Source organism: Spirillospora sp. NPDC046719 (genome assembly GCF_040645715.1).
Lineage (GTDB): Bacteria > Actinomycetota > Actinomycetes > Streptosporangiales > Streptosporangiaceae > Spirillospora.
The window spans coordinates 1-19,571 of record NZ_JBEYYT010000043.1 but is presented as its reverse complement, the minus strand read 5'-3'; the positions used below and the strand labels follow the sequence as shown (position 1 = coordinate 19,571).

The following is a 19,571-nucleotide window of genomic DNA, read 5'->3' as shown; positions in this document are numbered from 1 at the left end:
CACCCAAAACCCCCCCCCCGCACAACCCCCCGATCCCCGCCTGTGCGCGCGGTGGGCCGCAAAACCCCCCCCTCCCCGCTCACGAGTTCATGCGAACCCGGACGACCTCCATGGGCGCGATGCGTTCCCAGGAACGATCTGATCTGGACAAGTGGCTCCCACCGGAGGGGCTGAATCTGAGCGAGGTGCTCAGGGCACTGTGCAGTCGAGGATTCGGCCGTCCGTCGTCCCCAGGACGAGGCGGCCGGGAGACGGCGCGGTGAGCGACAGTGCAACCGCCGGACTTGCGCCGACTCGGAGCGAGTGCCTCCAACGCATCGCGCCCGTCACGGCGTCCAGTGCCACGACCGTTCCTGAGGTAAAGGCGGCATAGACCGTGTCGTCCGAGACGTCCAGGGACGTCGAGGCGTTGACAGCCCTCGCCCTTGTCAGTGGCTTCTGCCTTGTTGTGTGGGCGCGGCTCGTGAACCTCGCGGCATAGGTGACGCTCTGCTGATTGCAGCAAGCTCACCAATTTCCTGGAGTCCAGAGGTTGCTCACCGTCCTACGGTTGCCCGCCTGGCCCGTCTAGGCCAGTGATCCACCCGGATCGGTTGCTCACCTGAAAACAGCGGGAACGGGCATTAGTCTCTCGATGGAGAACAAGGGGAGACGATGACTGACGACCGCGCGGCAAACGTTCCGGTGTGGACGCTGGCGACTGCTGACGTCCGGGTGCCCGCTCTGACCGGAGACGAGCCGATGACGGCCGAGCGCCTGGCTGAACTGCGCAGCGTCCTGGCCGCCCTGGCCGACGAGCCAATCGCCACACTCGAGGTGCATCCGCTGCCTGACAAGCTCGACCGCGGCCCAGGTATCCCGCTGGATGCAGCGAGTCCCTTGGCGCAGCACCTGTCGCAGCTCATCACGCAATCAGCGCAGCGTTCCTCCGCGGCGGCCACGGCGACCGCCTCCGGTGAGGCCTTGTATCGCATGGTGGTTCCGGCGAAGTTCGCCGCCCAGCTCGGTCAGGGCATCGTTCGCCCGATGGCATCCAAGGCGGTGGCCGGTGGAATCCGTGGTCCACTCGTGAACTCGACCGGCATCGTCGGCGGCGCGACTTTCGTGCCAGTCGGTAAAGCGGCAGCAGCAGGCGCAGCCGGCGGAGCCGGTACCACAGCCGGCGTCGTGGTCGGAGGTAGCGCGGCGTTCACCGTGGCTGCGCCGCTCGTACTTATGGCCGTAGCGGTGGGGATTAGCGCGCACGCCGACTACAAACGCCAGCAGGCCATCGAGCACATCACAGAACTGTTGGAGCAACTGCACGAAGACAAGCTCGAGGACGAACGCAACCAGCTCGACGGCTGCCGCGACGCCATCGACAAAGCCACCGCCATCCTGCTCGACCAGGGCAAGCTCGGTGTCTCGCTGGGGCTGGACTCCGCGTCATACGCCATCAGCACGGCGCTGGTCGCCGCCGAACGCCGCCTCGCCAAGTGGCGGAGCGCCCTCGACGCGCTGCCCGACGGCGCGCCCGTCGAAATTGGCACACTGACCAAGTCGTTCCCCGGTCTCGCCGACGACTGTGGCGGCATGTTCCGCGCCCACCTCGAACTCGCCGCGCTGGCGATCGCGCTGGAGCGGCGGGTCATCGTCCTCCAGGCCGTCGAGCATGCTCAGAGCGACCCCGGCAACCCGTTCGAGAACTTCATCCGCAACCTCAAGGACCACCAGCAGCGCCTCGACGACCTGGAGGCGGGCATCGCCGGTGTCCTCGTACGCCTGTCGACGTTGGAGCTGGCACGCCCGTCCGGTCTGCGGCCCGTCTTCACGACCAGTGAAGTCGAGCGCTTGATGCGCGCGGCGCACAGGGTTCGCAAGCTGGGCGACGGCGTTACGTTTGACGGCCGCGCAACGGACGTGGCGATAGAGATTGCTCGCGACAAGGACGGCGCGGTAGTCGTGTTCCCGGCGCTGCCGGCATAGGTTTGGCGTGCTCGCGCTCAGTTGGTGCGTCGTGTGAGACGCTCGATTTCTCCTTGCTCTCGCTCCCTGGCCTCGCGACCTTGAGTCCCGCTGTTCGCGCGCGTAGGCCGCCCGGTTGAGAGAACTAAGGATGCCGGGCTGGCCCCCACTACTGGTCAGCGATTTGGTCTGTACCAGCCGCTGATGCTGGAGGCGGGATTGAGTTTCCTCACTCGGTCGGGGCAGTCAGGGTCAGCACCGGCAGGTCCGGCTGCTGCTCCGCGGGGCGGGACATGATGTAGGCGGTTCGGCCCCGCCGCTCGACCTCGCGCAGCAGCCGCAACCCTTGCTCCCGGCAGTAGTAGTCCGCCAGCCGCGCATGAAACGCACCGCGTCGCACATGCGACCGGCTAGTCCGGGCGGCATGGTCCAATGCCCATCGTGCGATCACGTGCCCGAGCCGGGCACCGTCGGTGGGCCGGGTCCAGGTCGACGCCAGAAAGTACGAAGACTCGGCGCGCTCGGCGTCGGTGTAGGCCCATGCCGGGCACTCCTCCAGCACGGTAGTGCAGCCGAGCACGGTCCCTTCGTCCTCCAGCACCCACACCGGCCACTCGGCTTCTCCGAGCTGGCTGGCCAGCGTCGCGGCGACATCGTCGGGGACTCGGAGTTGCCGCTCGCGCAGCCACGCGGCATGGGCAGTCACCATCGCGATGACGCCGGCCCGGTGACGTGCCGGCTTCGCCCGAACCATCAGCACCGCGCTCACTCCTCCGGTCCGCCCCATCGCGTAGGTAGACAGCCTCTAATCAGCTCTGGAAGAGATGCGGTCATTGCGTGCAGGCCGACATCCGCCGTCACCGTGATTCCGGCAACTCCAGCCCCAGCGAGATCAACGCCGCGTACGAACTCCGGATGGGGAACGTCCGCTCATGCCGATGAGCGGACATTCTCGATGCATCCGTGCGGCGTTGGACAGCCAAGGGAGATGAGATTTGCATCCCAATCCGGCTGCCGCACTAGACCCCTCTCATCCCCTGGTAAAGACGTGTTCAGGTCATGGCCCTATTAGCAGCCTGAAGGTTAGCGCTCGAAGCAGAAGAACCCCTGGTAGACAGGCTGATCACCACGACTACACCCGCTACCTGACCGCCGCCCGCGAGCCGGGCATCCAGCGGTAGCTGGAGAAGGCCGACATCCTCATCCTGGCCGACAATGCCTACCAAGGAGCCGAGGTGTCGGTGGTGATCACGACCAAAAGGGCAAGGACGGGTCGAGGTCGCAGCAGCGGGCGAACCGGGCACGCGTCAAGCTCCCGCGGGCCTCGAACGAGCAAATGCCCAGCTCAACTCATGGCGGATCCTACGCAAACTGTGCTGCAGCCCGAACTAGGCTGGCCACCCCACCTCGTCAAAGCCATCGCCGTTCTAGAGAACCACCGCACCACCCACACCCACTCAAGGATGAAATGAGTTCACTAGTTCGCGGCTGACGCCGTAGGTGACGGCCAGCTGTCATTGATAGCAGCCGGCGGATGCACTCTCATGCAGCCAGACCGTCCACCTGATGCCGTGTCCTCCGGTCGTACCACGAGCCAGCGTTACAGAAAGTGATGATCTGCAACATCTTGTGATTGGGTCCGGGGAGTGGCCCCCCTCTGTAAAATGGCGTTGCACCTCATGCGGGTGGCCTGCCAGCCTCTTGGCCATGGCGATTGCTGATGATCCTGCGCTGCCCCTGAGGAACGGGCGCGCGCTTTACTGAGGCGATCGCCCTGGCTGCGGCTCTGGGGGCGAGGCGATATTCGCTGAGGCCGGACGGAAGTTCGGGCTGGGCCGGTGGGCGTTCACGTGGGAGCACGTGCGGGCGTGCTGGGCACCGTCGATGCGGATGTTGTTATGGCCGTATGTGGGTTCTTCGCGCCGCGCCTCGTGCGCTCAGCGTGGGATCGCGCCTTGTCGGTAGCTGCCCGGCAGACGCTCCCGAACCCCTCCGGTTCTGGCAGTGCTGCCTTGCGTCGCCCTGCTCCGTCTGCGTGAGCATCGTGAGTCCGGGCGACCTGCTCGCAGTGGCGGCCGGGGGGCTGTCCGCCCCTGCGCTGAACAGGCGTGAGTTGGAACAGATCAGCAGGCATTCGACGAGACGGTCGGCGAAGCAAAGAGGTGAAGGTTCATGACCACGGTCGTGGAGCACATCCAGAGCACAGATGCGGCGATCTGTCGGAACATCGACTCGCTGCCGGATCAGCGCGCTCTACTGTCACAGAACGTCCTTGCTCAGCTTCGAAACTTGATCGAAGGCACCGCCGTCCGTCTGCACACGGGCACGGATGACGCTGAGTACAACTACGCGGCAATCGATCCGGGACTCGATTTCGTCAAGGCCAAGGCGAAACTGAACTTCCTCGGGAAGTTCCACAAGCTCATCCAGATCAGTGCGTCGCACTACACGCTGGACGGGGATGCCTCCGAGCGCCTGATGCTCAAGTACTACGAGTACCTCCTGCGCATCCGCACCTTGCTATGGGACAGCTGCAGGATTGCCGTGCTGGCGAACCTGGAGTCGTTCCCGGTCGATCTCGACCCGTCGCTGCGCGAGTACCACGAGAAGATCGCTGCTCGGATCGAGGTACTGCGTTCGACGGCGTCAGGCAGTGGAGCGCGGCATCGCTACTACATCCATAAGACGCGCCCGTTCTTCGTTGGCGGACGTATCTACTACGAGGTCACCTTTTACCGAGCTGTCAACCATGTCAGCAAGTTTGACCGCATGATCGCGTTCACTGACATCGACATGACCGATAAGTACTCGGCGATCCTGACGCTCCAGCGTGACTCGATCACCGTCCTCGACCAGACGATGCCGATCACGCTCATCAGTGAATGGGAGGTGTCGATTCGGCCTTGCGAATTCGACAACTTCGCGCGTCTCTTGGGCATCACCACCAAGGTCCGGACCAATTCCACCGAGTACGGCTATCTGATGCGGGCTCTGACCGTGGGCTCGGACAGCTTGCTCGATCTAATCGACATGCCCGGTGACAAGTACACGGCGATCAAGGCCGAGGGCACGGTCGGTGTCATCAAGGCGCAAATCTTCCCGGTACTGGACGAGGCACGTCGCATCGTGCGGTCGGCCACTCCGGGACACAACGTCATCCGCTACCTCATGCTTCGGATGCACAATCAGGTTCTCAGGTTGCAGTACAACTGGGAGAGTTGTGAACGTCTGTCCGGCCTGAACCTGCTCTACGGCTGCATCCCGTTCGACCAGATGCCCTTCTGCACCTCACTGCCGGGGCACAACCCGCGCTACTGGGACCTCGTTGAGAGCCTCGACACGACCGACCGAAACCACGAGTTGCTCGCTCGGCGAGTGCAAAACAACGTCGACCGCCACGGAATGCTCTACACGCCCAACGCCGATCTCGAGGAGTTCGGAGACGTCGCCGAGCTGATCGCCACCTACAACAGCTTGCTCTACTACAAGCACCGTGGGCGCCAGCTGCTGCAGGACAAGGGCCAGGTTTTCATCCGCGGATACGAGGACGACACTGTCGCCATCGTCGAGAAGCTACAGAAGTATGCCTCGTCCGGGATCGACGGCTACACGGTAGCCGTCGAAAGCTGGCTAAATGAGGCACCTCGCGGCATCGATGACGAGGCCAAGAGGGATGCGCTCACACGTCTGTTCAGCCAGTCGAAGGTGGCCTTGGTCTACGGCGCGGCTGGCACGGGCAAGTCAACGATGGTCGATCATATCGCGAACTACTTCAACGACCAGACCAAGCTCTTCCTGGCTCACACCAACCCGGCGATCGACAACTTAAAGCGCAGAGTCACTGCCGAGGGCTCGACCTTCCGGACGATCAGCAGCCAGATCTACCAGACTGCCTCGGATCTGGAGTACGACCTTCTGGTCATCGACGAGTGCAGCACCGTTAGCAACGCTGACCTGCTCAAGGTGTTGGAGAAGACGTCCTTTAAGTTGCTCGTCCTGGTCGGCGACGTCTACCAGATCGAGTCAATCCAGTTCGGCAACTGGTTCAGCATCATCCGTTCGTTCATCCCTAGCGCTTCGGTGTTCGAGCTAACGACTCCGTTCCGAACCACCAGCGAGTCGCTCCTGGGTTTCTGGGGCAAGGTGCGCAACCTCGAGAACGATATCGCCGAGGCCATCGCCCGTAACGGCTACTCGACCGTGCTCAACAAGTCTCTGTTCGAGCCTCAGCGTCTCGATGAGATCATCCTCTGCCTGAACTACGACGGGCTGTACGGTATCAACAACGTCAACCGCTTCCTTCAGAGCAGCAACCCGAACCCGGCGACGACTTGGCGTGTCTCCACCTACAAGGTCGGCGATCCTGTCCTGTTCCATGAGACCGAGCGGTTCCGTCCGGTGATTTCCAACAATCTAAAGGGCCGGATCGTCCACATCAACGTCGCGCGAGGCCAGATCCAGTTCGATGTCGAGTTGGACCGGCCGCTCAAGGAAATCGACGTCGGCGGCGGAGATCTGGAGTGGGTGGAGGGCTCGACCGTCCGCTTCTCCGTCTACGACCACGACATCAGCGACGAGGACGACGATTCACTCAACACCTCCGTGCCGTTCCAGGTCGCCTACGCGGTCTCGATACATAGGGCGCAGGGCCTCGAGTACGACTCAGTGAAGATCGTCATCACCGATGCCAACGAGGACGACATCACACACAGCATCTTCTACACGGCCGTCACTCGAGCACGGGAGAGCCTCAAGATCTTCTGGACACCAGAGACGCAGCAGTCTGTACTGAAGAATCTTCAGCGAGGCAGAAGCCCAAAGGACGTCGCAATTCTCTCGAAGCGCCGTGGACTTACGCCCGTCGGTGGGCCCCGGCGTTCTCCATGAGTCGAGGAACACCCAGGCAGGGGTACAGGTAGGAACCGGGAGAACGAGGTACGGAACCTAGAAAGGGAACGGCCAGCGACGTTCACCAGCAGGAACATCCCCTTATGCCGCGTGTGGTTGGTCTGGTCTTGGGTCTGATCCTGGCGCAGCGTCGCAAGTATGACTTCCTTCGATGAGCTTCTGGGCACGCCGCCCGGTGCCGGAACCGCGAGTGGGACGTCCTGCGGCTGGCAATGCTCGCCTACCTGGCCCGCTACAAGGGCGACTCACGCATGCACACCGAGTCAGACCTGCGGTTTTACCTGGCCTGGTGCGCCGAACGGCGGCTGGAGCCCTTGGCAGTACGGCGCGCGCAGGTGGAGATATACGTGCGGTTGCTGCAGGAGGTCCGCCGGCTCCGGCCTTCGACTGTGTCCCGACGCCTGTCAGTAGTGGCGGGCTTCTACCGCACCTGCGTGATCGACGGGATTCTCGAGCACTCGCCCGCCGACCACGTCCGCCGCCCCAACATCCCACCCGAATTTCCCCACGCTCGGACTCTCGCATCTGCAGTTCGAGGCTTTGCTGTCGGCCGCACGCGCATCGTCCCATTCCATCGATTTCGCGCTGGTGGCGATGCTCGGGCTGCTCGGGTTGCGGATCTTCGAGGCCACCGGCGCCGACATCGACGATCTGGGCGAGGAACACGGCCACTGGGTCCTACGCGTCGTCGGCAAGGGCACACGGATCGTCCTGATACCTCTCCCGCCGGCGGTCGGCAGAGGGATCGACCGCGCCATTTGCGACCGGACGGCCGGGGTCGATCCTGCTCAACACCCGCGGGCCCCGGATGGATCGGCACGCCGCCACCCGCCGCCTGCGCCGGCTCGCCGCCGCATCCGTCGTCCGACTGCCGCGGATGCACCCGCACATGCTCCGCCACACCTTCGTGACCACCATGCTGGATGCCGGAGTCGATCTGGTTGCGTCCATGGAGGTGGTGTATGAGTTTGACCTGGTCAGATGGTATGGCGTCGTGACGTGAGATGGCCATCGCGTGATCCTGACCAAGGCCGAAGGAGAAGAGAACACGATGGCCGTGGACAACGGTAGAGGGCGTCGATCAGCACGACCAGATACACCGCATCGAGCGGCCGAGCCCGCCAGGCCTCCATCTCCTCCACGACTTTGTCGGTGACCCGCGAGATCAGGTCACGCGAGACCTGGACCTGGTAGATCTCGGCCTGGTGCGCACGGATCTCACCCGTGGTCAGGCCCTTGGCATACAGCGACACGATCGCCTCGTCGAACCCCTCGACCCGGCGGGCGTGCTTGGGCACGATCTGCGGCTCGAACACCCCCGATCGGTCCCGCGGCACCTCGATCCGCACCGGCCCGACCTCGGTCGACACCGTCTTTGCCGAGGTGCCGTTGCGGTGGTTGCCGGACGGAGCGGCCGGGCGTTCGCCTCGCTCATAGCCCAGATGCTCGGTCACCTCGGCCTCCAGAGCGGCCTGCAGCACGGTCTTGGTGATCCCGGCAAGCAGTCCGTCCGGCCCGACCAGTGGCACCCCCTGCGCCTTGGCCTTCTCGAGCAGCTCGGCCGCGAGCTGCCCATCCAGCCCGCCCTGCGGCTCGTCCTCGTCGTGGTTGGTCACGTGTGATCCTTCCCGGCCGTGGCACCAGCCCCAGCCTTCCGGATCACCACCCCACCCACACGATCTTCAGGACAGTCCCGCGGCACGAGCCGTAACCAGTCACACTGGTTAGTGTGATCGCCTGCTGATAGAGCGATGGATTGCTTCTGCAGAAGATAGGCCTAGAGCAAGTGGTGCGGCTAGAGAAGGATAGGCCACTGCAAGGGCTACTACTGAGAAGACTCCTGTGGCCAGAATGACCCAGTAGCGCCAAGAGCGGGTAGCTGCTTGGTCTGGTCTTCCTGAACGTTCTGGCGGTTCTAGGCTGTCGCTGGCAGGCATGGGGATCCAGATTCTGTCTCTTGATAGGGCGTGTGTGCCATCTATGAATCTCCAGCATGTTGGCCCTGCACGGGGATACGCTCAACAGTGTTCCCTCACCCTCACTCTGGAGGCAAGGCAAGGTGTCCCCACTACTTCCCCCCACGGGACTCTTCGATCTCAAGTTGTGGCCAGGAAGTCCTCTACCTATTCCGCAAGTCATGTCAGTACCTGATGTCCAGATAGGTAACGACTTCATCTTTAGCTACGAGAATCCCGGAAACTATGTCGAGTTTCCCGAGGAGTTTATATTAAGAGAGGGGCTAGGTCTCGACCCTAATGATCTAGGGCGGGCGGCAGATATTTACGAAAACTACGGTGAACTCTTCGGTCCAAATTTGCAAGAGCTCCCCACCCCCGACACTCCTGAACTTGCAGTGAAGGCGAGGAGGATAGAGCTGGAAAGAAATATAAAACTGCCAAGGCTTGGAGTCTCAGAGAACCAGTTCTTTACTGCACTCGAGATTGAGCTCCATTTCAAAGCGATGCACTTTCTGGCTGAAACCTGGATCGCGATGAAGACCCCCGGCGGCCTGGAAGCTTTGGCGGAACGAGAATTTACGAGTGAGTACATAGGCGCGAAGAGGAAAGAAATTGAGGAAGACTTGGAGATCTCATATGTCGATTTCATGGGCAAGCTAGCGGCAAGCGAAGAAGAGGTCATGCTTTATATTTTCTGGCACGAGCGGCGAGATAGATTTGTGGACCTCCTGGACGTTGCATTGTCCAAATTTCATGTCGGTGTGGATCTCCCGCAGGAGCGAAGTGTAAGCGTATATGCGGTTGCATGTCTGCAGCTCTATAATCTGATGGTCAATAAAGTCCCAGTGAGGGTATGTGCAAATGAGACGTGTGGCCGCCGATTCTCACAGCAGATTGGAACGGCCAAGTATGGCCAGCATCGAAAATCCGGAGTGAAATATTGTTCAAATGCTTGCGGTAAAGCTCAGAATGAGAGAGAACGGAGACGTAGGAAAAGTCGACAGAAAGATGATGGGTGAGGTATCAACCTTGCCTTCCGTTCCTGTCGGCTCCCGCGCCTCGGAGATCAAAAGGCCCCCAAGTGATCAGATGATAAAGACTTGGAGGTGATGAGTGCTTTAAACTGGTTTCGTCAGCGACTGGGCGTGCATGTGGGTCGGGAGAATCTTTCCTTCAGTTCGGCGGGCAGCTCGATGGAGGGTGAAGGCTCCGACAGCATTCGCATCCGCAGCCACCGACAGCGACGCCGTTGTAGGTGACGTGCTGTGGTGTATCGGGGTGTCCTTGATGTTCGGTCCGGTTTGGCTGAGTGTTTCGAGGTTCGAGACATCGGTGTGATGCCCGCGCTATGTTTTCCTTGGGGCGGCATCTAGAAGGATGGAACGTTTTCTGGAAAGTTGCCTGCTGTCAATAAAAGGGTCCAGTGTCGGCTTTCACCCGTGATTGAAGTACTCGTCGTTACGAAGCATCTTCTTCCCGCCGCTCGCCGCCTCCTGGTGTGGACTCAACCTAGGCGACAACCCGGGTGGGCCTGCGTGCATCTGCCCAGTCTCGAAGTTCGTCAAGGATGAACAACCAGTCCGGCCAGGGGGGATCGAGAGTGAGGCCCTCGCTCTCTTCGTCGCCGACCTGATCGACGCGATCGCAGAGTACCGGCAGCTGCAGCAACGCGCTGCCCAGGCAGCTGCCGCCCGCAAGGCTGTGCAGCCCAACTCAGCAGACTCAGCCGACCAACTCCGCGGCCACCTTCCCCCACGCTGCCACGGACACCGCCGAACTACACGGCGGAGCAGAACGCGGCGCGCCTCGCTGCCACAGCCTTCCCCGTACCCCTTGGCGACCAGCTCGCAGGCAGCCCATACGGACCCAGCGCTCCCACACCGACCCACCCCAGCCCTCACCGTCGCCGTGGCCCATCGCGGTAACCCGACCACGCAACCCCGGCGCCACGCCGTCCTGGTCCTGGCACAAAGATCAGCGTCTCTGCATACTACAGAGCGTAAACAGTGTCAACAATGCGCAAGCAGTGCATCGGTGCAGCGTCCGCGCCAGCAGACCTGCACTACCTCACGACCACCACGCAAGAGAGGCGAAGCCATGACCGATTACAGCCCTCAAGCGGGCCCCGTATCTACAAGGACACATCCACATGACCGACCACAGGCAGACACCCGCTACCGTTCGTAACGACGACCAAACAGCGGACCTCGCGAGCAATCTCTACGAACACGTCCGCCAGCTCAACCACGCCACGGCCGGCCCTCCGAGCCTCACCCTCCCCGGCACCGCGTACACCATCTTCGGCAACCTCAGCGCAGCCACCTACGGCCTCGATCAGGTCCTCGACCAGATCAACCGCTTCTTCTTCCGGGAGCTGCAAGCCGACCGTCTCGGTCACGACCAGGCCGAAGACCTCGCCGACGCCCTAAGCCGCCACGGCCAAGCTCTAGCCGAAGCCAGACAGCACGCCCGAGCCCTCTGCGCGGCTCTCAGCGATGCCCAATCGACCATCAACGCCGTCCACTCCCGCACCACCCACGGACGCGAAGCGCCCCCAACCATCGAGGGCGAAACCCACGTGGACGACGTCGGAGTAGCAGCGGCGGCCAACGACTTCCCCAGACCGATCAACGATCCGGCGCTCCTTGCACCGCCTCCAGCCGGCGAGCGAAGCCGCTTCATCCGCATCCGCCGAGCGAACACTCCGGAGGCCTGAGCATGGAGCCGATGACCCACGAAGAGCTCGCCGCCCTCCCCACCACAACAACCATCGAGACCGCCGCCCGAGCCCTCGGCCTCGGCCGAACGCGCGCCTACCAGCTCGCCCGCGAGAACCGCTTCCCCTGCAAGGTCATCCGCATAGGCACCACCTACCGAGTAGTCACCGCCGACCTCCTACGCCTTATGTCCAGCAGCAGCTAGCCCTGCACGGATCCTCCTCGTGCACCACTTGGTAGCCCTGGCATGGTCGCGAGCGTGACTGGAGGCCTCAAAGATCTCGTTGGCCCAAATGAGTTCGGTGTTCTCCTAGCGCAGCCGCATGAGCTCCTCGTGCTCGGCCGTGCCCTGCGCGATCGGCCGATCCGACTCCACCGCCAGGCGGACAGCCCCGCTCCCGGACCTCTTGAGGGTACTTACCGTAGTGCCGCCATCGCGGTCAGCCTCCTTGTCAGCCAAGATCATGACTGGCTCGAAGGACTTCACCTGACCCAGTACGGCTCAGCGCCGCCTCCAACGGGGTCTCAGCGGTCTAGAGTATCGCCGTGAGTTCGTTCACCCCCAATGCGGCTCTCTGCAAGATGCTGTTCGGCCGCGCGAACCGGTGCGCCTATCCCGGCTGTGGTCGCGCCCTGATCGCCGAGCACCGGGGGGCCCTGAGCGTCGACGTTGAGATCGCCCATATCCGCTCCGGCAAGCCGAATGGTCCTAGGCACGACCCATCTTTCGCACCTGAGAAGATTGATACCGAGCCGAACCTCCTGCTGTTGTGTCGCCAACACCACAGCTGGGTGGACGACCATCCACAGGTGTACTCGGCCGATGAGTTGCAGGAGTGGAAGCGGGCACAGATCGCGCAGAATGACGGCATCGACCTGAGCGACGGCCAGGTCGAGCAGATCATGGGTATGACAAGAGGACCCATTCATCTACCTTATCGAGGTGAAGGCATCTTCGTCGGTCGCGTTCGCGAACTGGCGTGGCTTGACCAGACGCTCATCACGCATGACGCGGAGGGCGGACTCTCTCCGGCGGCGTCGGGGCAGGTCATCGTCATGCACGGCCTAGGTGGTGTGGGCAAATCGACTTTGGCCGCACACTGGGCCCAGAGGCATGTGAACGACCACCATTTGACATGGTGGCTGACGGCTGACAATGAGCAGTCCCTGCAGCAAGGCCTTGCGGGACTGGCCATCGCACTCGACCCCGCCGCAGGGCAAGAGCGGCTGGAATCGCTGGCCGTGCGTGCGGTCAACTGGCTCGCGTCGCATGGCGGCTGGCTGCTGATCTTGGACAACGTCGTCAAACCCGGCGATGTAGCGTCACTGCTAGGTCGCTGCCGGACAGGGCGTGTGCTTGTCACCAGTCGATTGGCGACCGGCTGGCAGCGGTTCTCCGCTCATGTCTTGTCCCTTGGGGTGCTAGAGCCTGATCAGGCTGTCGATCTGCTTGCGCGGAATTTGAATCAGTCAGCCGCAAGTATGGAGGCAGCGGAGGATCTGTGCGCCGAGCTTGGTCATCTCCCGCTGGCAATTGAACAGGCTTCCGGCTATATAGCCGAGACTGGCTGTGGTTCCCGTGAGTACTTGGAGATGTTGCGCGACTATCCAGCTGAGATGTACGCGCACTGGCCCGCCTCGTACGAAGATATTAACCGGACGGTGGCGCGCGTTTGGCGTGCCACTCTTGACCACCTCGTTTCCACATTTCCGAACACTGGCGACCTACTGCGCACACTTGCCTGGTTCGCGCCCAATGATATTCCTCGTGTACTGGTGCGGGCCTTGGCTGAGGAGTTCGGTGGAGTGCCCCAGACTGAGGCCGCCATCGGACGGCTCGCCGCCTACAATCTGATTTCGGCGAATGACGCGGTCATCGGTACACATCGCCTCGTCCAGGCTGTTGCCCGCACTCCCGACGTCAACGACATTCACCGGCAACCGAACGATATCGCAGTGGCAAAGGATCGGGCGGCCAGGGCTTTGTTGGCGGCCGCCCCTAGAGATACCGAAGCTCCCGACACGTGGCCTTGGTGGCAAACCATTCTACCGCACATCGGTCATCTGAGTCGGCAATCTCTACCTGAAGACGATTCGATGTTCACGGGAGTTCTGCTGAACACCACAGGAGCTTTCCTGGCTGAACACGCCATTTACAAGCATGCGCTCGACTGTCAGCTTCGGGCTCTGGCGGTGTCCGAGCGTCTTCTCGGGGAGGACGATACGCTTACAATGAGCTTTCGTAATGACGTGGCCTGCGTCTATGAACACTTAGGTGAGCTTGAACTGGCGATACCGATCTATGAGAAGAACCTTCTGGACCGGGAACGTCTTCTGGGCAAGGGGCATCGGCATACGCGGACTTCGCGCAGCAACCTGGCGCTCGCTTACAGCAATTATGGAAAGTCCGAAAAAGCAACTCCCCTATTGGAAGAGACTGCGCTCCAGCAGAGTGAGGAGCTTGGTCCTCATCATCCGGATACCTTGACCGCGTACACCAATCTCGGGCGGCACTACTTAAGGATTGGACAGTCGCAAGAGTCGCTCGTCATCCTAGAAAGAACACTATCTCGCTACGAGTGGCATTTCGACATTAATGAGATCGGTGCTATGGATGCGCGTGACGCTCTGGCTTGCGCGTACATCGAAATCTCGATCCGAGCGCAAGAATTAATGCCGCTTTGGGGCGAAGGCGCAAGGGAAGGTGTCGACAGTGAAAAGGAGATGATAAACGCCCTGGCGGAGAAGGTTGAGCTGGGCCGCACTGGACTTTTACTCAAAGAGCAGAATTTAAAGGACGCTGCTTCCACGCTCGGAGCGGGTCACCCCTATACTCTTGCATTCGTTCATAGTCTCGCTGGAAGTTATTTAGCGACTGGGTATCCAGAGCGGGCGGTTGGCATTCTGGAGGCGGCAATTCCTGGTTTCGAGGCGACATACGATCAGGATCACCCGGCCATTAGGTCAGTTAGCCGACTCTTGAAACGAGCCCGCTCCGCCGCGCGCGGGTAAACCGAGGCGAGATGGCCTATGCGCTGTATGCACGTTTTGTTGTGACCTCTTAGGAGATCAGACATGGACGAATGTGAACGGGATTTCCATCGAGCCATGGTGGCGATCTAGCAGACAGCCAAGCGAGAGCTGGTCTACAACACCAGCCGGTGCCTGCAGATGACGGGTTGTGGAGTTCGTCGATGAATGGGGGCGTCAGGATGATCGATACTCGCGCTCCCTGGCGCTCGGTGTCCCACGGCCCATCGTCCGCGACATCGTCGGGCACAGCGACATCAAGGTGACCACGACGCTCTACGTGCACGCGGCCCTCGACGAGCAGCGGGCGGCGCTCGGGTAGCTGGGATGTGCTCGGCGGAGGCTGTTGCTGTCACCGTTGCCGTCAACAGGTCCGGAACCTGATCAAGTTTCGGGCCTTTTGGCTGGTCACGTGGTGTGGGCAGGGACGGGGTCGAACTGCCGATCTGGTCAGGTTGGCCGCTCAACCCAGCCGTACTATGTCGAGTCGTTCGCGGCCGTCGCCAAGCAGCTCCTCTGGGCCGACAAACCTTCGGGCGGGTACAATAACCCTTTGGAACCATGGCCGGCGAGATCTCACCGTGGAAGCTCACGTCCTGCGTCCACAGTATGCGCACCTCTTCACCGGCGAAGAACGCCAGAAGGCACGATCGCGCCGCGCCTCATCCACCGCTGCCAGGCCAAGGGTGTGGACGCGACCGCGATCTGGGTTCACGGCGACATTGACACATGCACGAATGCATCGAGCTGCTCGACGCCACCCGCGATGGCTGGAGGCTCGCGCACTGGGACGAGTACACCGCCGGCCTCAACCGAAGACCCCCAAGGCCGCACACCTCACCATCGACAACCGCCTAGGCGCAGCCGTCAGCCTCGCAGACCAAACCTCCGAGCCCTCACCAAGCTCATCTCATAACCGCAGCTCAGCCAGAGACAGCCCTTGAGCCGGATGAAAACTCTCTCTACGTCTTCAAGGCGCCCGCTACGCGGTTGCTGGCGACCGCCCGCCCCGGCGCGCCGGGGCGGGCGGTCTGTCGCGTCAGGTCCCGGCGCGCCGCGTCGCCCGGTCGCCTGACCAAAGACGCCCTTGCGCATTCAAAGTCAACATGCCAGGCGCATTGTGAGAGCGAATGCTAACAAGCCTGCCGAGCCGCCGGCAGCACAGTCCACACTTGGACACGATGCGGAAAAGCCTGACGGTAGTGACGCATTTGCTGTAGAACACGGTGTTGTGCGTTTACCCCCACCTCGCTTGAAGGGTTCCCGACCATGTTCAAGCGCCGCCGAAGGCCGCATCCCCTGGCAAGTGAGCATCATGTCGTGAGCATCGCGACCGGCGAGACGTTGTCGATCCGCTCTACCTTCTATGCAGGCGGGGGGCGGACCGTGGATGTCTACAGTCGTACATCCGCATGCTTCCTGATTGGCTGGGCATTGCCCATGGCCAACCCGGATTGGTCCCCGGAATGGGCAGCTCAGGCCGCTCGCACCCGGGGTGACGATCAATCCGCACTCGCTACGGAGGCGTTCTTTGCATCAGCGCCGGAAACCCTTGTTCTGATCCGCCGAGCTATGCGGATGGACCATCCGGTGCAATACACACCTTAGGAACCTAAAGGCTGTCCAGTAACGGTCGAGAAGCGCGGCCAGGCGTGCTGCCGGTGTTCTGGCGTCCTCCGAGCCGGTCAGCCGGCTATCGCCAGGTCGTGCGTGAGGGCGATGCCGTGGGTGGCGTGGTGGACGCTGTCGCGTTTGCGGCGGCAGCCGGCGCGGCGTGCCAGGACGGCTAGGTTGCGGGCCGCTTCGCTAGCTACGAGGGGGGCGCCGTTCGTTGCAGCGAGAATGCGAGCCCGGTCTGCTGGGATCCACCCGAGCTGGTCGTCCAACTTGATCACTAGGCGTGTGACCAGGGTGTAGGTCTCAGCCAGGACGGTGTCGGTGGTGCTGTCAGTGGCGTGGGCGTTGGTAATCAGCTGCGGGAGGACAGTGGCGAGCTTGGCGTACTCGCAGTTGTCGTAGGCGCGGATCGCGGAGGCGAGCGTGGCACGGAGTTGGGCGGGAGGGCTTGGGGCGGCCACAGAGCCTGTGGTCAGTATGGCGCTGCGGACTCCGGCAACGAGGAGGTCCGTGGGTCTTGCTTGTGCGTCCGCGGCTGCGGATGCGATGGCACGAGTTGGAGGGCTGGCGGCAGCAGCGGTTACGGCGAGGTTGGTCAAGAGCTGACGGCGCCGCACATCGTCGTCCGCGGGTGGCTGAATCGTCACCGTAGCGGTGATCCCCAGCGCCGTTGGGGAGATCTGTAGGACGTTGGCGAGGCGGCGGAGGGTGTGAACGTCGTCCAAGGGCTGTGCGCCGGTCTCCAGGCGCGAGACGATCGAGCGAGAGCAGTGAAGGTGGTCGGCGAGGTCGCGTTGCGTCCAGCCGTGGGCGACGCGGGCAGATCGAACGAGCGTACCGAGGTTCTTGCTCATGGCGGCCCCGTAGTCCGAGGAACGACCCTTGGGAGTTATGCCCAAGGCGAGTGTTGAGCACTGTCCTGGGCAGCGGCCACGTTGGGTCTTCTACTGGCCCGTTGGGAACGCGGAGCTATGTCCGTTTAGGGTGCTTGGACGCGTGCGGACGGGGGCGTGGATCTGAACGCGGAAGCGGTGGAGCAAAATCCGCTCAGTGCTGGTCCGTGGCGGACGGTGTTCGGGGGTGACGGTTGGGTTCGCGGACGGATCGCGGACAAAAGATCTTGAGGCCGGTCTCCTTGGTGGAGAACCGGCCTCTGACCTGGCGTTATCTGTCGGGGTGGCGGGATTTGAACCCACGACCTCTTCGTCCCGAACGAAGCGCGCTGCCAAGCTGCGCTACACCCCGGTGGTGGCTGCCCGGGAGTCGTACGTGCTCCCGGCGCCTAGACCACTTTAGCGGATGTTCGGGAGTGCTGCGTCCCTGATTTTCGGGCTGTGAAGCCGGTCACGGCGCCGGACGGGGTGAGGGCGATGTCGGTCAGGCCGGCGGCGGTGAGCCAGGCGTGGAGATCGGCGGTGGTGCCGGAGGGGCCGAAGAGGCCGAGGCGGCGCATGAGGGCGAAGAGGGCGTCGTGGCGGGGGGAGGTGCCGCGGACGAGGGTGGTGCCCCGGAGGGTGCCGCCCGGGCGGAGGACGCGGGCCAGTTCGGAGACGGCCTCCGCGGGGTCGGGAAGGCAGTGGAGGCCGTTGTAGGTGAGGCAGGTGGCGAAGGTGGCCGAGGGGAAGGGGAGGTTCGTTATGTCCGCTTGGACGAGGGTTCGGGCGCCTCGGCGGCGGGCTCGGTGGAGCATGGCCGGGGAGAGGTCGGCGGAGACGTGGTGGCCCGTAGGGGGCGCCAGGCCGCCGCCGCAGGGGATGTCGAGGGTGGGGCCCTCGGGGCGGATGGCGAGGCTGCGCCATAGGTGGGTTATGTCGTAGCCCCACAGGGCGCGGGCGGCCAGGCGGGAGACGGTGGGGTTGTGGACGCCCGCGTCGTAGAGGGCGGCCTGGAGGCGGGAGGTCCGCCAGTTCACCGGGGGACGAGGGTGAGGAGGGACGCCTCCGGGGGGCAGCAGAAGCGCATGGGGGCCTTCGGGGACGTGCCGAGGCCGGCGGAGACGTGCAGCCAGGAGCCGCGGTGCCGGTGCAGGCCCTTGACGCGGGGCCGGTCGATGCCGCAGTTGGTGGCGAGGGCGCCGTAGAACGGGACGCAGACCTGGCCGCCGTGGGTGTGGCCGGCGAGGAGGAGGTCGTAGCCGTCGGCGGCGAAGCGGTCGAGGTTGCGGGGCTCGGGCGAGTGCATCACGCCGAGGTGGACGTCGGCCTGCGGGTCGACGGGGCCGGCGACCTTGTCGTAGCGGTCGCGGTTGATGTGGGAGTCGTCGATCCCGCCGAACTCGACGTCGAGCTCGCCGACCTTGAGGCGCCCGATGCGGTTGTTCAGGTCGAGCCATCCGGCGGCCTGCAGGGACGAGCCGAGCTCGCGGTAGGGCAGGTCGGGCTCGCGGCGGTGCCGCTTGTAGTCGGACTTGCTGGTGCGCCAGATGTAGCGCAGCGGGTTCTTGAAGATCGGGGAGTACAGGTCGTTGGACCCGTAGACGAAGACGCCGGGACGGTCCAGGAGCGGGCCGAGGGCGTCCAGGAAGGGGCCGATCGCGTCGCGGTGCGAGAGGGTGTCGCCGGTGTTGACGACGAGGTCGGGCTCCAGGGCGTCCAGGGAGCGGACCCAGTGGATGAGGCGGGAGCGTCCGGGCGTGAGGTGCGCGTCGGAGATGTGGAGGATCTTGACCGAGGGGCGGCCGGGCGGCAGCACCGGCACGTCGAACCGGCGGAGCCGGAACCAGTTCCGCTCGATCACCGAGGCGTACCCGAAGGTAGCGGCGCCCGCGCCCAGGAGGCCGAGGGACGCGGCGTAGATCTTTCGCACGGTTCTCCCTTCTCTGGTTCCCATGGTTCCAGAGATGGGCACCTCGCGGTAATCCTGATGAGGCGGCCGGGTTCGTGCGGGCATGATGTGACCATGAGTGCCCTGAAGGAGAAGCTCGAGACCGACCTGTCGGCGGCGATGAAGGCGCGCGACGACGTCCGCACGCGGACGCTGCGGATGGCGCTGACGGCCGTGAAGAACGAGGAGGTCGCCGGCAAGCGGTCGCGCGAGCTGTCCGACGACGACGTGGTGAAGGTGCTGACCCGGGAGGCGAAGAAGCGCCGGGAGGCCGCGACGGCGTTCGGGGACGCGGGCCGCGCCGAGCAGGCGCAGGCGGAGCGGGACGAGGGCGCGGTGCTGGAGGAGTACCTGCCCGCGCAGCTGTCCGACGAGGAGCTGACCGCGCTGGTCGCGGACGCCATCGCCGAGGCGGGCGCGGCGGGGCCGCGGGCGATGGGGCAGGTCATGAAGGTCGTGAACCCGAAGGTCGCGGGGCGCGCCGAGGGCGGGCGGGTCGCCGCGGAGGTCAAGCGGCAGCTCGCGCAGTGAGCGAAGGGCCCGGCGGTCGCCGGGCCCTTCCCGTGCCCGGCGG

The 19,571-nt window shown here is 63.5% G+C and carries 16 protein-coding genes, 1 tRNA gene and 3 pseudogenes; 12 read left to right on the top strand and 8 right to left on the bottom strand.

Features of this window, described 5'->3' with window-relative positions:
* Positions 1-189: 189 nt before the first annotated feature.
* A pseudogene (locus tag ABZ914_RS10825) lies at positions 190-447 on the bottom strand (outer membrane protein assembly factor BamB family protein); the annotation flags it as partial.
* A gap of 207 nt (positions 448-654) precedes the next feature.
* Here ABZ914_RS10825 and ABZ914_RS10820 point away from each other — a divergent pair.
* Positions 655-1,965, top strand: a complete 1,311-nt coding sequence (locus ABZ914_RS10820) for a hypothetical protein (RefSeq protein ID WP_500192798.1) — start codon at positions 655-657, stop codon at positions 1,963-1,965.
* Between the two features lie 208 nt (positions 1,966-2,173).
* Here ABZ914_RS10820 and ABZ914_RS10815 read toward each other — a convergent pair whose 3' ends face one another.
* Positions 2,174-2,713, bottom strand: a complete 540-nt coding sequence (locus ABZ914_RS10815; protein WP_500192797.1) for a hypothetical protein — start codon at positions 2,711-2,713, stop codon at positions 2,174-2,176.
* A 510-nt stretch (positions 2,714-3,223) separates the two neighbouring features.
* Here ABZ914_RS10815 and ABZ914_RS10810 point away from each other — a divergent pair.
* The 3 genes and pseudogenes from ABZ914_RS10810 to ABZ914_RS10800 all read left to right on the top strand — a co-directional run.
* Positions 3,224-3,330 (top strand): annotated as a pseudogene (locus tag ABZ914_RS10810) (IS5/IS1182 family transposase); the annotation flags it as partial.
* Positions 3,331-3,782: 452 nt separating this feature from the next.
* A complete protein-coding gene (locus ABZ914_RS10805; RefSeq protein WP_500192796.1) occupies positions 3,783-3,983 on the top strand; it encodes a helix-turn-helix domain-containing protein in 201 nt (66 codons plus the stop codon).
* Between the two features lie 133 nt (positions 3,984-4,116).
* Positions 4,117-6,831 (top strand): ATP-dependent DNA helicase, encoded by a 2,715-nt coding sequence (locus ABZ914_RS10800; RefSeq protein WP_500192795.1) that lies wholly within the window; start codon positions 4,117-4,119, stop codon positions 6,829-6,831.
* Positions 6,832-7,256: 425 nt separating this feature from the next.
* On the opposite strand, the gene ABZ914_RS10795 is transcribed toward ABZ914_RS10800, so the two are convergent.
* A complete protein-coding gene (locus ABZ914_RS10795) occupies positions 7,257-7,484 on the bottom strand; it encodes a hypothetical protein (protein ID WP_500192794.1) in 228 nt (75 codons plus the stop codon).
* Positions 7,485-7,633: 149 nt separating this feature from the next.
* Between ABZ914_RS10795 and ABZ914_RS10790 the strand changes: the two genes are divergently transcribed.
* Positions 7,634-7,855, top strand: a complete 222-nt coding sequence (locus ABZ914_RS10790) for a tyrosine-type recombinase/integrase (RefSeq protein ID WP_500192812.1) — start codon at positions 7,634-7,636, stop codon at positions 7,853-7,855.
* Between the two features lie 64 nt (positions 7,856-7,919).
* On the opposite strand, the pseudogene ABZ914_RS10785 reads toward ABZ914_RS10790, so the two are convergent.
* Positions 7,920-8,432 (bottom strand): annotated as a pseudogene (locus ABZ914_RS10785) (transposase); the annotation flags it as partial.
* 557 nt (positions 8,433-8,989) lie between these two features.
* On the opposite strand from ABZ914_RS10785, the gene ABZ914_RS10780 reads away from it, so the two are divergent.
* The 6 genes from ABZ914_RS10780 (at position 8,990) to ABZ914_RS10755 (ending at position 16,165) form a co-directional block, all read left to right on the top strand.
* On the top strand, positions 8,990-9,829 hold the full coding sequence (locus ABZ914_RS10780) for a hypothetical protein (protein WP_500192793.1): 840 nt from the start codon (positions 8,990-8,992) through the stop codon (positions 9,827-9,829).
* A 1,130-nt stretch (positions 9,830-10,959) separates the two neighbouring features.
* Complete coding sequence (locus tag ABZ914_RS10775) at positions 10,960-11,526, top strand: hypothetical protein (RefSeq protein ID WP_500192792.1); 567 nt, start codon at positions 10,960-10,962, stop codon at positions 11,524-11,526.
* An 11-nt stretch (positions 11,527-11,537) separates the two neighbouring features.
* Entirely contained in the window at positions 11,538-11,732 is a 195-nt protein-coding gene (locus tag ABZ914_RS10770; protein WP_500192791.1) for a helix-turn-helix domain-containing protein, read from the top strand.
* Between the two features lie 341 nt (positions 11,733-12,073).
* The gene (locus ABZ914_RS10765; RefSeq protein WP_500192790.1) at positions 12,074-14,539 is read left to right on the top strand and encodes a tetratricopeptide repeat protein; all 2,466 of its coding nucleotides are present in this window, start codon (positions 12,074-12,076) and stop codon (positions 14,537-14,539) included.
* Positions 14,540-14,708: 169 nt separating this feature from the next.
* On the top strand, positions 14,709-14,879 hold the full coding sequence (locus ABZ914_RS10760; protein WP_500192789.1) for a hypothetical protein: 171 nt from the start codon (positions 14,709-14,711) through the stop codon (positions 14,877-14,879).
* Between the two features lie 998 nt (positions 14,880-15,877).
* Positions 15,878-16,165 carry a hypothetical protein gene (locus tag ABZ914_RS10755; protein WP_500192788.1) on the top strand — a complete coding sequence of 96 codons (288 nt, stop codon included), beginning with the start codon at positions 15,878-15,880 and terminating at the stop codon, positions 16,163-16,165.
* Between the two features lie 77 nt (positions 16,166-16,242).
* On the opposite strand, the gene ABZ914_RS10750 is transcribed toward ABZ914_RS10755, so the two are convergent.
* The 4 genes from ABZ914_RS10750 to ABZ914_RS10735 all read right to left on the bottom strand — a co-directional run bounded on the left by ABZ914_RS10750 (position 16,243) and on the right by ABZ914_RS10735 (position 18,979).
* The gene (locus tag ABZ914_RS10750) at positions 16,243-17,028 is read right to left on the bottom strand and encodes a helix-turn-helix domain-containing protein (RefSeq protein ID WP_500192787.1); all 786 of its coding nucleotides are present in this window, start codon (positions 17,026-17,028) and stop codon (positions 16,243-16,245) included.
* Positions 17,029-17,345: 317 nt separating this feature from the next.
* Positions 17,346-17,419: transfer RNA gene (locus ABZ914_RS10745), tRNA-Pro, on the bottom strand.
* Between the two features lie 37 nt (positions 17,420-17,456).
* Positions 17,457-18,086, bottom strand: a complete 630-nt coding sequence (locus tag ABZ914_RS10740; RefSeq protein WP_500192786.1) for a class I SAM-dependent methyltransferase — start codon at positions 18,084-18,086, stop codon at positions 17,457-17,459.
* A complete protein-coding gene (locus tag ABZ914_RS10735) occupies positions 18,083-18,979 on the bottom strand; it encodes a metallophosphoesterase (RefSeq protein WP_372442450.1) in 897 nt (298 codons plus the stop codon). Before ABZ914_RS10735 ends, ABZ914_RS10740 begins: the two co-directional genes overlap by 4 nt.
* A 93-nt stretch (positions 18,980-19,072) precedes the next feature.
* Here ABZ914_RS10735 and ABZ914_RS10730 point away from each other — a divergent pair, with 93 nt between their 5' ends.
* The gene (locus ABZ914_RS10730) at positions 19,073-19,528 is read left to right on the top strand and encodes a GatB/YqeY domain-containing protein (RefSeq protein ID WP_500192785.1); all 456 of its coding nucleotides are present in this window, start codon (positions 19,073-19,075) and stop codon (positions 19,526-19,528) included.
* Positions 19,529-19,571: the final 43 nt, after the last annotated feature.

Coding starts and splice junctions, on each gene's coding strand:
- ABZ914_RS10730 (WP_500192785.1), top strand. CDS start 19,073: ATGAGTGCCCTGAAGGAGAAGCTCGAGACCGACCTGTCGGCGGCGATG.
- ABZ914_RS10750 (WP_500192787.1), bottom strand. CDS start 17,028: ATGAGCAAGAACCTCGGTACGCTCGTTCGATCTGCCCGCGTCGCCCAC.
- ABZ914_RS10820 (WP_500192798.1), top strand. CDS start 655: ATGACTGACGACCGCGCGGCAAACGTTCCGGTGTGGACGCTGGCGACT.
- ABZ914_RS10800 (WP_500192795.1), top strand. CDS start 4,117: ATGACCACGGTCGTGGAGCACATCCAGAGCACAGATGCGGCGATCTGT.
- ABZ914_RS10775 (WP_500192792.1), top strand. CDS start 10,960: ATGACCGACCACAGGCAGACACCCGCTACCGTTCGTAACGACGACCAA.
- ABZ914_RS10780 (WP_500192793.1), top strand. CDS start 8,990: ATGTCAGTACCTGATGTCCAGATAGGTAACGACTTCATCTTTAGCTAC.
- ABZ914_RS10770 (WP_500192791.1), top strand. CDS start 11,538: ATGACCCACGAAGAGCTCGCCGCCCTCCCCACCACAACAACCATCGAG.